Genomic DNA, 13,054 nt, shown 5'->3' with positions numbered 1-13,054 from the left:
TTAATATTCTATTTGGGTTTGTTTTTTCCGTGTCGACTGAATCTTCTGTTATCTCTATATCTCATCTACAAAGCCTTTTTGATCTACTTCCGCAAGCCAAAACCTGTGATGTTGGTCGATTCAAAAATCGCTTAATTTCACTCAAAAAAACGTTTAATCAAAATTCCTATAAAAATATAGCTAAAAACAAAGATGCCGATGATTCATTAGCTGAGCAAGAAACGTCTGAAATAGCATTGTCAGATAAGCAAATTAAATTGGTTGAGCAACTGCAGCAAGCGATTATCAAGTCGATTCAAGACAAGCAATTTAAACTCAATAACTTACCAAAAATCACATATCCTGAAGGCTTACCTATTTCTGATAACGCAGCTGAGATTGCTGAGGTTATTAAAGCTAATCAAGTGGTTATTATTGCAGGTGAAACAGGCTCAGGTAAAACTACACAAATACCTAAAATATGTCTTGAACTTGGCCGTGGTGTTGATGGTTTAATTGGCCACACACAACCCAGACGTATCGCTGCAAGAACTGTAGCTACCCGTATCGCTGAAGAACTAGGTACACAATTAGGAGATCAAGTTGGTTATAAAGTTCGCTTTAATGATCAAGTAAGTGATAAAAGTTATATCAAATTAATGACCGACGGTATTCTACTGGCGGAAATGCAAAAAGATAGGTTACTGCGAAAATACGACACTATCATTATTGATGAGGCTCATGAACGTAGTTTAAATATAGATTTTATTCTAGGTTATTTGAAGCAAATATTAATTAAACGACCTGATCTTAAATTAATTATCACCTCAGCAACTATTGATCCACAACGTTTTGCTAAACATTTTGCGAATGATAAAGGTGAATTAGCACCAATCATTGAAGTATCGGGAAGAACATTCCCCGTTGAAATGCGTTACCGCCCATTAAATAATCGCATAGATGAGGATGGCGAAGATCAGTCTCAGCAAGATGTTGATGTGATCAGCGGTATTTTAGATGCCGTTGATGAACTCAGTGATTGCGGACAAGGTGATATTCTTATTTTTCTTAATGGTGAACGAGAAATTCGTGATACTGCAGCCGCGTTAAACAAAGCTAATTTACGTCATACCCACATACTACCTTTGTATGCGCGCTTAACGGTTGCCGAGCAAAATCAAATATTTAAGCCGCACACGGGGCGAAATATTGTTTTAGCGACTAACGTTGCTGAAACAAGTTTAACAGTACCAGGGATTAAATACGTTATTGATCCAGGAACTGCGCGTATATCACGTTATAGCTACCGTACCAAAGTACAACGTTTACCTATTGAGCCTATTTCTCAGGCCAGTGCAAATCAACGTTCTGGGCGTTGTGGCCGTGTGTCAGAAGGTATTTGTATTCGGTTATATTCAGAAGATGATTACCTAAGCAGAGCTGAATTTACCGATCCTGAAATATTACGTACTAATTTAGCCACCGTTATATTGCAAATGCATGCCTTAGATTTAGGTGATATTGCTAACTTCCCGTTTGTAGAAGCGCCTGATAACCGTAATATTACCGACGGTATAAGATTACTAGAAGAAATAGCTGCGGTTGAAACTGCAACCGTAATTAAAGGTCGTAACGGTAATCGAGACAAGGTATCAAAAACAGCAACACAATTAACTAAGTCTGGTCGATTACTCGCTAAGTTTCCGATAGATCCGCGTTTAGCTAAAATGGTGATTAGCGCTATTGACTTTGGTTGCCTTGAACAAATTCTTATTATTGTCAGTGCGTTAAGTATTCAAGATCCGCGTGAACGACCACATGAAAAACAACAGCAAAGTGATGAAAAACATAATCGCTTTAGAGATAAACAATCAGATTTCATCAGTTTGTTAAATCTTTGGCAGTATATTAATGTTCAGAAAAAAGACTTAACACAAAATCAGTTTAGAAAATTATGTCAGCGTGAGTTTCTTTCTTATGTCCGTTTACGTGAATGGCAAGATATTTACACACAATTAAAAATGACGCTAAAAGAACAGAAAATTACGTTAACTTCGGTTAATTATCAGTTTAGTATGCCAAATGCTGCGTCTGATGCTAATCAGGGGAAAGCAGAAAATAACGCGAAAGAAAACGAACAAGACTCAACATTAATCCCTGTGCACCAAGCGCTACTTTCAGGTTTACTTAGTCATATTGGTCAACAAGATGAAAACCGTGAGTACAAAGGTGCGCGGGGAATGAAGTTCTTCATCTTCCCAGGATCAGCATTAGCGAAAAAATCACCTAAATGGTTAATGTCTGCAGAGCTTGTTGAAACCAGTCGTTTGTTTGCTCGCATGAATGCAAAAATAGATCCTCTGTGGTTAGAGCCACTTGCCGAGCATTTGGTTAAACGAAATTACAGTGAGCCGCATTGGGAGAAAAAACAAGGTGCAGTAATGGCCTTTGAACAAGTCACCTTATATGGCTTAAGTATTGTTACTAAACGTAAAGTTAATTTTCATACCATTGAGCCTATAACCTGTCGTGAACTATTCATTAGAGAAGCTTTGGTGAATGGCGACAGTACAATTAAAGAAAAGTTTTTAACTAAAAATCAGCAATTAGTTGAGAGCATTGAAGCCCTTGAGCAAAAAGCCCGTCGACGAGATTTTTTAATTGATGAGCAGCAGCTTGTTGATTTTTACAGCCAAAAGCTGCCTGAAACTATTGTTTGTCAGCGAAGCTTTTTAGCTTGGTGGAAAAAAGAAAAACACACTAACGGCCAGTTACTCGACTTTACTAAATCTTTTTTATTAAATGAGTCATCTGATGAACTAACTGTCGCTGATTACCCTGACTTTTGGCAACAAGATAGTATTACTTTACCCTTGAGTTACCACTTTAGCCCTGGCGATATTGACGATGGTATTAGCGTAATAGTTCCCATCGCTTTATTAAACCAAGTACAAGACCTAGGTTTTGATTGGTTAATTCCTGCATTACGTGAAGAGCTTGCAATCGCATTAATTAAAACGTTACCAAAAGCACAACGCCGTAACTTTGTACCGGCACCAAATTACGCGCAAGCGTGTCTTGCTGCTATGCCTTCAGAACAAGGTAGTTTACAAGACGCGTTAGCTAAACAGTTATTACGCATGACAGGTGTACGTTTACCTGAAGATGCTTGGCAAGATATTAGCTTGCCAATACATTTAACCATGAATTTTCAAGTAGTAGATGACAAAGGTAAATTACTAAAGCAGGGCAGAGATCTTAATTTACTTAAATCTGAATTACAGGGCAAAGTAAAAGCGACCATAAAACAAGTGGCTGAAAAGGGCATTGAGAAAGCTGAATTAACCCAGTGGAACTTTGGTGATTTACCTACAGGATATGAGAAGAAAGTAGCTAATATTACTATTAAAGCGTTTCCTGCATTAGTAGATCATAAAAACAGTGTTGCTATTGAGTTATTTGAGCAAGAGCAACATGCACAGGCCGCTATGTTGAAAGGGCTTAGTCGACTTATTCTATTAAATATTCCGACTCCGTTAAAATATTTACAAGAAAAACTCCCTAACAAAGCTAAACTTGGATTGTATTTTAATCCTTTTGGTTCAATTAATGACTTATTACAAGATTGTATTCAAGGCGCTTGTTTGTCACTGGTAACAGAATTCTCTAATCGATATAATAATAGCGAGTTACCGCGGGATGAAAAACAATTTAAACAATGTTGTGATTTTGTTCGTGCAGAAATTGCAGAATGCGTATTAACAGCTGCTATAAAAGTTGAGCGGGCGTTGAGTTTACGCCATGACGTAACCAAAAAAATGAAAGGCAGTGTGCCACTTAATGTTATTCAATCACATGGTGATATTAAACAACAATGTGAGCAATTAATATTTAAGGGTTTTGTTAGTGCCTCAGGATTAGATAAACTTGACGATATTATTCGTTATCTACAAGGTATGTTACGCCGTTTAGAAAAGCTGCCTATCGATCCGAATCAAGATAGGTTAAAGCTTATTGAAGTTACAAAAGTAAATGATACTTTTCAACAAATTATTGGCAAACAACGTAAAGATAAACCGATTGAAACTGAGTTACTAGATACCCGTTGGTTAATTGAAGAGTTGAGGGTTTCATTGTTTGCGCAAAATTTGGGAACGTCATCACCAATATCAGTGAAGCGTATTTTAAATCATTTAAAAGCTTTTGCTTAATTGCCCAATGTAAAATGAGCTGAGATGAGCGATATTTTTTAATACTGTTAGTTGACACATCTGACTTTGCTCCGTATAAATAATAAGATGATAAATAATCTACTTAGGTGGGCAAATGAAAGGATACGATGATAAACGCAATTTTTATCGCATGATGTTAAATAGTGAAGTAGCTGTTACCGTTATAGATGATGAAGTAAACACAACTATTACCGCGACTTGTCGTGATTTAAGTGCCACTGGTATGGCATTTGAAATTGATCATCCGTTATCAATTTCTACCCAAGTAAAAGTTAAAGTCGACTCTGCTAGCAGCCAAGTGCAGGCACTTGACGTAAGCGGGCGTGTAGTTCGTATTGAAGAAGAGAGCGCAAATTGCTATCTCATTGGTATTGCGATTGAAGAAATTGACTAATTCAACGTATAATTACTAACGTGATATAAATAATGCGATATAAAAAAGCCAGAAGTTATTCTGGCTTTTTAGTTTTGATGCATAAAGTTACTATTCAATCTGACAAACTAACCCTTTTAAATAATACCCTTCAGGGTAATTACTTGAAATAGGATGATCGGCAGCTTGTTGTAATCGCTCAACAAAATAAGCATTTCGTTTTGCATCTAAAGCTGCATCAGCAACAACTTTTTGGAATAAGCTTGCTTCCATTAGGCCAGAGCAAGAAAAAGTTAATAACAAACCGCCAGGCTTTAATAACTGCATTGCTAGCATGTTAATGTCTTTATAGCCTCGACATGCACCCGTTAATTGCGCTTTTGATTCAACAAATTTAGGTGGATCGAGAATAATCATATCAAACTGACGTTTTTCTTCACGATATCGTCTTAATAACTTAAATACGTCTTCTTTTACAAAGCTGACATTACTATCAGATAAACCATTAAGGGCAAGGTTACGTTCACCCATATCAAGCGCTGATTGTGAAACATCAACATTAATCACTTCTTTAGCGCCGTTGGCCGCACAATGTAATGAAAAAGTACTAGTATAAGAAAAGCAATTAAGAATGGTTTTGTCTTTAGCAAATTTACCTGCAGCAAGGCGAGAGTCACGCTGGTCTAAATAAAAGCCAGTTTTGTGACCTGTGGCTACATCAACATGAATTTTTATACCGTGCTCTTCAATAATGCATTCGGTTGAATCTTGTGGCTCGGTTAACCAGCCAGTAACAGGCTCTAAACCTTCTTTTTTACGGACATCTACATCAGATCGTTCATAAATATGACAATCAGGGTAAAGTTCAGTAAGACAATCTACAATCGTATAACGATGAAAATCAGCGCCGGCGCTAAGTAACTGACAAACAATGAAGTTATCGTATTTATCGATGGTTACACCGGGTAAACCGTCAGATTCACCGGCAATCAGTCGATAGCCAGTTAAGTTACCTTGAGCAATAAACCAATCACGTCGGGCTTGAGCACTTTTTAATTTAGCTAAGAAGAAGTTGCGATCAATTTCTTCATTTTCATTAAAGCTCCATACACGTATTCTAATTTGAGATTCAGGTGAATAAGCTCCTTTTGCTAACCAGTTACCTTTGCTGTCTAATACATCAACGGTATCTCCTAGCATTGGTTTACCTTTTATTTTGTTTACGGCTTTCGAAAAAACCCATGGATGTTTACGTAATAAAGATTTTTCTCTACCAACATTTAAAGAAATTCTTGCTGACATATGTCTATACTTATTTTTAATGATCAAATAACATAATAAAAAACAAGGTTATTTAATCTGTGAGAAGGGCATGTGCCGATCTTAGTCGTTGACAGACTGAGGTGCAAACTTTACCGCGATAAATACGAATTTTAATTTATGAAGGGATACAAATATGAATGTAAGCTACATTGTACATATTTCAGGAAGGGTGCAAGGCGTATATTTCAGAGCATCAAGCCAGCAGCAAGCAATAGACCTTAGTTTAAGTGGTTATGCCCGTAATTTAACCGATGGTGATGTTGAAGTGATGTTGTGCGGCGAGCAAGCTAATATTGATAAAATGTTACTGTGGTTAGCACACGGCCCAGAGGAAGCCGAAGTAACTGATATAAAATATAAGCAAGTCGCATTACAGTCGTACAGTTTTTTCTCAATTAATTAATATTTGTTTTGTATTGGTGAAATTATGGTTTTATAAAGGTAAAGCGTTTAATTGTTTTACCGTCGCGCTCTATGGTTTCATCAAACATAGCTAACGGACGTAACCAAATATCTTCAGGGGTAGCTAAAGGGTGATAAACCACCAGATATTCTTCAGTTTCACTGTGTCTGGCGACATGTAAGACTTTATATAAGTTACCTTTGAAGTGTTGATATGTACCTTTTTTTAGCATCATTTTATCTTACTTATCTTATTGAACATTTTTAGTTAGTGCTTCATGTAAAAATTAAAAAGGGTCTTTTAATATTTTATCAATATACCATTTTCCATTCTTTTGAACCAAAGCAAGACGTTTTACTTCTTTAATTAGGTTTTCTTGATAATAACCATCTAGATAGATTGTTATAATGGCATTGTCTTTAAATTGCTCGCGTACTTTAACACCATCGGTATCGGGTCTCACTTCAACATTGTCATAAGACATATTAAATAAATGCCTACCAACAGCTTCAGGTGAGCGATAATGAAGAATTAAGCGTGCTAATTTAGGATTACAAACAGAAGCGGCTTTTTCTACATTTTTTTCATTATAGAGAGCATTAAAAAAAGCTATAGCGACATTTTCAGGATTATCAACTTCGTTTATTTTGGTTTTATCTTCTCGTCCACAGCCATTTAATATTAATAAAAAACAAGTAAAGACAGTGAGTAATAAAACTTTAGAGCGAAACGTTTTAGCAGAGTACACTTGAGAATAATAATTTTTAGAAGAATGCATAGTATATCGTCAGCCATAAAAATATTATTAAATAGTAACGTAGTTGCTTTATGAAAGTGAAGCTAAAACTTATCACGAGTAATTAAAAAGGCACCGAAGTGCCTTTTTTGAATGAATCATTAACTATAATTCATTTTTCTTGTAAATTAGAACGCTTTTAAGCAGAGTTAGTTTACTGAACTAATTCTTTTTCACTAAAGCTTTCACTAAATAGTGCGCTTGATAAATAGCGTTCAGCTGAACTTGGTAAAATAACAACAATGTTTTTACCTTTGTTTTCAGGACGCTCTGCAAGGCGCTTAGCTGCAACAACTGCTGCACCTGAAGAAATACCAGCTAAAATACCTTCTTCTTTCATCAAGCGATGAGTCATAGCAAAAGCATCTTCGTTTGAAACAAGTTCAACCGCATCAACCATTTCAAGATCTAAGTTTCCTGGAATGAAGCCAGCACCAATACCTTGAATTTTATGAGGACCCGGTGTTAACGTTTCGCCCGCAAGTGCTTGGGTAATAACAGGTGAGTCAGTCGGTTCAACAGCAACAGTTTGTATCGCTTTACCTTTAGTTAATTTGATATAACGACTGGTACCTGTTAGCGTACCACCAGTGCCAACACCAGCAACAAAAATGTCAACATTACCGTCTGTATCATTCCAGATTTCAGGACCAGTAGTTTCTTCATGAATTTTAGGGTTTGCAGGGTTATCGAACTGACCTAATAAAACGTATTTATCAGGGTTTGAATCTCTAAGCTCTTGTGCTTTAGCAATTGCTCCGCCCATACCTTTAGCACCGTCGGTTAGTTCAACTTTAGCACCTAAGGCGACAAGAAGCTTACGACGCTCTAAACTCATAGTGCTTGGCATAGTTAAGGTAATGCCGTAGCCACGGGCTGCAGCAACAAATGCTAAGGCAATACCTGTATTACCACTAGTTGGTTCTACAATTTCTTTACCAGGGCTTAATAAACCTTTTTCTTCAGCATCCCAAACCATGCTTGCGCCGATGCGACACTTTACACTGAAGCTAGGATTTCTTGCTTCAACTTTAGCGTATACATTAGCGCCACTGTCTGCACCAATTACGCGATTTAATTTTACCAAAGGCGTGTTACCAATGGTTGTTGTATTGTCATCAAAAATTTTAGACATGTTGGATCCTGTGAATGAGTTATTTAACAGCATAAGAGTAGCGAGTTGTTATAAAAAAAGAAGTGATATTTTGTTATAACTTATAATGCTATATCAAAAAATCATATAACATTGATTTATTGTATGTTTTTAACGCATTTCTTATGACCAGATTACGATTACGACTTTGTTCTTCTCGCTTTTAATTGTACAACACCTTGTTGATCAAACAAGGATAATTGTCCATTGTTTAAGGCGAAACGTTTAACCTTACTTAATGCTTGTAATACACTTGACTCTTGGTCCATTAATGCAGGTAAACACATTTTTCGAGTGACAGCCATCTGACCAATAGTTAAGGTATTATTTTCAATAGTGTAGCCTGTTGAAAAATTATTACATGATGCTGAACCAGATAATTGATTTTCAGCAGTAAATTTTAAATCTACCTTACTGTCTTTAATGGTTGGTGAGTCATTAATTGACTCAACAGTCCACATGCCGGGTAATTCTTCATCTAACGGTAATGTAGCTGTGTTATTACTACACGCAGTAAGTACGGTTGAAAGAGAGGCGAGTAAAAGCAGACTTTTAAGACTTTTAGTCGATAACTTGGTGATATTATTTTTCATAGCTTTCCTATTAGTTATTTCATGCTAACTTAAGCAATAAATATTAGTTAACTAGCTTAATGATTTAGATAGTGTTATTCAAATAATATTAAAACTCAAGAGATTAGTTGTTACCGTAAATTACAGTGTTTTAAATGTAAGGTGTTAAAGACCTATGCGGTTATTAATTTAGTTATCAATTTAAGTATTAATTTAGTTATCAATTTAAGTATTAATTTAGTTTTAATGTAATCATCAATAAAAGTGTTTACTTAGACTGATGATTGTTTTTTTTGCAATCATATGAATTCAATGAAGTTGTTGGTCAATAAAACGTCTTGACGTATAATCTAACAACTTGGTGTATTCGTTATATTTTAGGAATTTATTTTGCCTTTTAGCCCCATCGATATTCTAGCCTTATGTGTTTTTATTAGTGCCTGGTATGGCTACTCAGTTTTTGCTCGAAAGAAAGCAAAAACAACAGATTGCATCGCACGTACATTACATCAACACCGAATACACTGGATGTATGAAATAATTGCTCGTGATGTCAGAGTATCGGATGCGGCACTGCTGGCAAATTTAGAGCGTAACATTGCTTTTTTCGCCTCAAGTACGTTATTAATATTAGCAGGTATTTTAACTTTGTTTGCGCAAGTTGAAACGCTTGAACGAGTGATTGCGTCGTTACCATTTGCTGTAGAAGTTGACCATTTAGCGATACAACTTAAATTAGGTGTGTTAAGCCTTATTTTTGTTATTTCTTTTTTCCAGTTCACTTGGTCAATGCGCCAATATGGCTTTGTAAACGTTTTAATTGGCTCGGCACCAACGGCAGAAAACTTCTCCAGCGATAATGAAGACCTTAAAGAATATGCAAAAGAGATGGCTACAGTGCAAGACCAAGCGGCACATTCGTATAATTATGGCTTACGATCATATTATTTTGCCATTGCTGAAATTTCATGGTTTATACACCCAATATTATTAATGGCAGTTACATTTTGGGTTGTTTATACCCTTTATACACGTGAGTTTAATTCAAAAGCAGTACGTGCAATTATTAATGCACAACGATTACTTAATCAAGAACGTCACATAAGCAAAGTGAAAGTCACGAATGGAGAATAGTTATAAAGAATATTCCATTGAAGATTTTGATAAGTTTGATTGTTTAAAGTTATCGAAACGTTTTTATATTGTTTTGCTGTTTGTGCTACGCGGTTACTTGATCTGGCTGATGTCAGTCACGAACATGAAAGATAGAGTTGCAACCATGCAGTGGGTGTATCCTGAAACGAGTTTGTTTTTTTTAAGTTTACTTTCAGGCGCTTTAGGTTTGCTTGTTGTATTTATTATAAGTATGCGACGACCTGATGCGCCAAGTTGGGTGCAAACATTATGGCCTTATACTCGGATACTTCTTGTTACAGCATTAATATTTGATTTTCTTGTTAACCTAATAGGATATTTTTATTGGCAACTCACCTCAGTATTTTGGCTAACAAGTCAAGCGACAATAATTATAGTCTTAATTGCTTTATGTTATAGCAGTAAGCGCATGCAAATAAACTTAATAGAATTCCCACAAAAATTACCAGAAAAATAATACGTGATTATGTTATGACTACTATAGTTAAACGAATACCTTTAAACTAGTAGCTTTAAATCAATATCCTGAACATTTTTATAAAAAGGCTCACCGTGGATCATACGACAACAACTCAACAACCAGAAAAAGACCAGAGATTAATTATTTTAGATACTGAAACCACGGGTATAAACCCGAGGGAAGGTCATCGCATTGTTGAAATTGGTTGTGTTGAGATGATAAATCGTCAATTAACAGGCCGAAAATTTCACGTCTATATAAAACCCTTAGATCAACAGGGTAATGTATTAGAAATGGAACAAGAAGTTATTGATATTCATGGTTTAACAAATGATTTCCTACATGACAAACCTATATTTTCACAAGTTGTTCATGAGTTTGTTGAGTTTATTCGTGGTGCGGAATTAGTTATTCATAATGCCAAGTTCGATGTTGGCTTTATGGATCATGAATTCGCCTTATACAACTCAACCGTACGTAGCCAAGATAAAGTGCCAATGACGGAAGATATATGTACTATCACGGATACACTAAAAGTATCGAAAGATGAACTCGGCTCACCAAAAACCTTAGATTATTTAGCTCGATTTTATCGGGTAGATAAGTTAGTCGACCGTACTTACCATGGCGCGTTAATCGATGCACAGTTATTAGCGTTTGTGTATGTTGAAATGACACGTAAACAGTCTACTTTCAACTTATCTTCAAGTGAAGGTAGCGATGAAGATGCCAATTCCATAAGACGTTTATCATCAACACGTAATAAATTAAAGGTTATTACCGCTTCTGCCGATGAATTAATAGCGCACGAAGAACGTGTAGCGGTTATCGCTAAAAAAGGAGCTGAGCCACTTTGGAAATAATAAGCAGACAATATATCAAGCAACATGTAAATACAGTACCAATGTTAGTGGGCACATTGCTTACTTTACTCTTATCTTTTAATGCCAATGCTTTTTATAGCACTGCAATAGAAAGTGCAGTGCAAACAGCTAGTAATGAAAGCGCTGTTATTAATGATGAAATAGTAGAAGCTAAAAAGCTTGATGTGTCTGCGGTTAATTATTACCAAAAAGATAATATAACAAACCAAATACCTTATTTTGATAATCGTTTTCGTCTAGATGCCAATATAGAAGAAATCACACTCATTTTTTACCGTAAAAGCGGCAGTACGCCCATTATCTTAATTAGGCCTGATGGCAGTAAAATTAGAGTAAATAATTTTGATGAAGAAAAAGTGCAGTGGTTTGACGATAGCACTTTTGACATGATAAAAATCATCAAACCTATGCCTGGGCCTTGGCAAGCAGTAGGAGATATTTTACCGCAGAGCCAAATTTTAGTTGTTTCGGATGTTAAATTAGTTGTAGAACCGTTACCTGAAATTGCATTTTCAGGAGAGACGTTAAAAGTTGAAGGTAAACTAATTAATGGCAATGAGCCAATTAGAACGCCACATTTTAAGGATGTGGTAAAACTTGATGTTAACTTCTACAGTACCAACAATTCACTTTTTGATAACTTTGGTGCTGATGCCATAAAAGTGACCTCTTTTCGAGATGATGGTTATGCACTTGATGAATACGCCAACGATAATATATTTACTGGCGAATTTGTTTTGGATTTTGCTCCAGGTGAATGGCAGCCGGTTTATTTTGTAAAACTTCCTATGACAACGCGTGAGTTAAATCAAAGACCTATTGTGTTACAGAAAAATCCGATTGAAATAAGTGTTGTCCAATCTGATGACGTGGAAAAACCACATCAACTTATTTTGACTATCGATTCAAGTTTTGTAGATCCTAATAGTTTAGTATTTCAAGGGAAATTTACTTATCCAGATCGACAAAGTGAACCGTTTTCTATCATGGAGGATAGCGGTGTCACAAGAACAACAACCATTACTAATACTGAGCCTGGCATATACCGTGTAAATGTTAATGCTTTTGGGCAGTCTACGACAGGGCGAGAATTTCGTTTGGTTGTTCCAGAGTTTAGCTTTAATGTTGAAAAGGCATTAGAGTTAACAACACCAATGAACATGAAAGATGGGCAGCCATTAAATATTCAGTCGGCGGACGATTTTATTGTCGACTTAGATGAAGATATAGAAGAGGCTATAATAGCCCAACAACAAGCAAAATCTGACCAAGACCAAAAAATTATTTTATTAATTGTTGCTGCGAACATAGTAATTATAATTGTTGGCTTAGTATTATTTTGGATAATGCGTAGAAAATAACCAGAGGTTAGTCATTTTAATAGCAGAAACTAATCATTTAACTTATGCCAAATAAGTTGATTTAGTCTCGTTGACATAACTAATGATGATAAAAAGTTTAAATTTAAATTATCTTTAAACGAATTAGCAAATAAGAGAAGTTATTCATATCGACATAAATCGATAAAATCAGTGAAAATATGCTTGTAAATTCATCAGATTGCTCTTCAAATGCTCATGCAGACAATTTTATTAAAAAAGTGGTTGACTGCAGTTCATCATAACCGTATTATCTCGCCGCATTCAACGACTTGTTGTTGAAACAGACGAAAGATCGCGGAGTGGTAGTTCAGTTGGTTAGAATACCGGCCTGTCACGCCGGGG

12 protein-coding genes are annotated in these 13,054 nt (G+C 35.9%); 7 read left to right on the top strand and 5 right to left on the bottom strand.

What is annotated here, in order from left to right; translation table 11 throughout:
- Positions 1 to 29 precede the first annotated feature (29 nt).
- Complete coding sequence (gene hrpA, locus CWS31_RS13055; protein ID WP_246143530.1) at positions 30 to 4,190, top strand: ATP-dependent RNA helicase HrpA; 4,161 nt, start codon at positions 30 to 32, stop codon at positions 4,188 to 4,190.
- A 115-nt stretch (positions 4,191 to 4,305) separates the two neighbouring features.
- A complete protein-coding gene (locus CWS31_RS13050; protein WP_101342751.1) occupies positions 4,306 to 4,605 on the top strand; it encodes a PilZ domain-containing protein in 300 nt (99 codons plus the stop codon).
- A 90-nt stretch (positions 4,606 to 4,695) separates the two neighbouring features.
- Here the strand turns inward: CWS31_RS13050 and CWS31_RS13045 are convergent, their stop codons facing one another.
- Complete coding sequence (locus CWS31_RS13045; protein WP_101342752.1) at positions 4,696 to 5,886, bottom strand: class I SAM-dependent methyltransferase; 1,191 nt, start codon at positions 5,884 to 5,886, stop codon at positions 4,696 to 4,698.
- A 154-nt stretch (positions 5,887 to 6,040) separates the two neighbouring features.
- Between CWS31_RS13045 and CWS31_RS13040 the strand changes: the two genes are divergently transcribed.
- Positions 6,041 to 6,310, top strand: a complete 270-nt coding sequence (locus tag CWS31_RS13040; protein WP_101342753.1) for an acylphosphatase — start codon at positions 6,041 to 6,043, stop codon at positions 6,308 to 6,310.
- A gap of 22 nt (positions 6,311 to 6,332) precedes the next feature.
- Here CWS31_RS13040 and CWS31_RS13035 read toward each other — a convergent pair whose 3' ends face one another.
- The 4 genes from CWS31_RS13035 to CWS31_RS13020 all read right to left on the bottom strand — a co-directional run bounded on the left by CWS31_RS13035 (position 6,333) and on the right by CWS31_RS13020 (position 8,852).
- Entirely contained in the window at positions 6,333 to 6,542 is a 210-nt protein-coding gene (locus CWS31_RS13035) for a DUF1653 domain-containing protein (RefSeq protein WP_101342764.1), read from the bottom strand.
- A 54-nt stretch (positions 6,543 to 6,596) separates the two neighbouring features.
- Positions 6,597 to 7,088, bottom strand: coding sequence for a hypothetical protein (locus tag CWS31_RS13030; RefSeq protein WP_246143529.1), 492 nt, complete (start codon positions 7,086 to 7,088; stop codon positions 6,597 to 6,599).
- A 172-nt stretch (positions 7,089 to 7,260) separates the two neighbouring features.
- Positions 7,261 to 8,241: a cysteine synthase A gene (gene cysK / locus CWS31_RS13025; RefSeq protein WP_101342754.1), complete on the bottom strand. Its 981-nt coding sequence runs from the start codon at positions 8,239 to 8,241 to the stop codon at positions 7,261 to 7,263.
- A gap of 158 nt (positions 8,242 to 8,399) precedes the next feature.
- Positions 8,400 to 8,852 carry an META domain-containing protein gene (locus tag CWS31_RS13020; protein ID WP_101342755.1) on the bottom strand — a complete coding sequence of 151 codons (453 nt, stop codon included), beginning with the start codon at positions 8,850 to 8,852 and terminating at the stop codon, positions 8,400 to 8,402.
- Positions 8,853 to 9,221: 369 nt separating this feature from the next.
- On the opposite strand from CWS31_RS13020, the gene CWS31_RS13015 reads away from it, so the two are divergent.
- The 4 genes from CWS31_RS13015 to CWS31_RS13000 all read left to right on the top strand — a co-directional run bounded on the left by CWS31_RS13015 (position 9,222) and on the right by CWS31_RS13000 (position 12,691).
- The gene (locus CWS31_RS13015; RefSeq protein WP_101342756.1) at positions 9,222 to 9,965 is read left to right on the top strand and encodes a DUF599 domain-containing protein; all 744 of its coding nucleotides are present in this window, start codon (positions 9,222 to 9,224) and stop codon (positions 9,963 to 9,965) included.
- The gene (locus tag CWS31_RS13010; protein ID WP_101342757.1) at positions 9,955 to 10,443 is read left to right on the top strand and encodes a DUF2919 family protein; all 489 of its coding nucleotides are present in this window, start codon (positions 9,955 to 9,957) and stop codon (positions 10,441 to 10,443) included. The genes CWS31_RS13015 and CWS31_RS13010 overlap by 11 nt, the downstream gene beginning before the upstream one ends.
- A 95-nt stretch (positions 10,444 to 10,538) precedes the next feature.
- Entirely contained in the window at positions 10,539 to 11,309 is a 771-nt protein-coding gene (gene dnaQ / locus CWS31_RS13005; RefSeq protein ID WP_101342758.1) for a DNA polymerase III subunit epsilon, read from the top strand.
- Positions 11,300 to 12,691: a TIGR03503 family protein gene (locus CWS31_RS13000; protein WP_246143528.1), complete on the top strand. Its 1,392-nt coding sequence runs from the start codon at positions 11,300 to 11,302 to the stop codon at positions 12,689 to 12,691. The genes dnaQ and CWS31_RS13000 overlap by 10 nt, the downstream gene beginning before the upstream one ends.
- Positions 12,692 to 13,054 lie beyond the last annotated feature (363 nt).

It is taken from the genome of Colwellia echini (assembly GCF_002843355.2).
Classification (GTDB): domain Bacteria; phylum Pseudomonadota; class Gammaproteobacteria; order Enterobacterales; family Alteromonadaceae; genus Colwellia; species Colwellia echini.
This window is presented reverse-complemented; position numbering and strand designations above follow the sequence as displayed.

What these genes read in the sequence shown, in the direction of transcription:
- CWS31_RS13040 (WP_101342753.1), top strand. Translation starts at nt 6,041, where the DNA reads ATGAATGTAAGCTACATTGTACATATTTCAGGAAGGGTGCAAGGCGTA.
- CWS31_RS13020 (WP_101342755.1), bottom strand. Translation starts at nt 8,852, where the DNA reads ATGAAAAATAATATCACCAAGTTATCGACTAAAAGTCTTAAAAGTCTG.
- CWS31_RS13035 (WP_101342764.1), bottom strand. Translation starts at nt 6,542, where the DNA reads ATGCTAAAAAAAGGTACATATCAACACTTCAAAGGTAACTTATATAAA.
- cysK (WP_101342754.1), bottom strand. Translation starts at nt 8,241, where the DNA reads ATGTCTAAAATTTTTGATGACAATACAACAACCATTGGTAACACGCCT.
- CWS31_RS13045 (WP_101342752.1), bottom strand. Translation starts at nt 5,886, where the DNA reads ATGTCAGCAAGAATTTCTTTAAATGTTGGTAGAGAAAAATCTTTATTA.
- CWS31_RS13030 (WP_246143529.1), bottom strand. Translation starts at nt 7,088, where the DNA reads ATGCATTCTTCTAAAAATTATTATTCTCAAGTGTACTCTGCTAAAACG.
- CWS31_RS13050 (WP_101342751.1), top strand. Translation starts at nt 4,306, where the DNA reads ATGAAAGGATACGATGATAAACGCAATTTTTATCGCATGATGTTAAAT.
- CWS31_RS13010 (WP_101342757.1), top strand. Translation starts at nt 9,955, where the DNA reads ATGGAGAATAGTTATAAAGAATATTCCATTGAAGATTTTGATAAGTTT.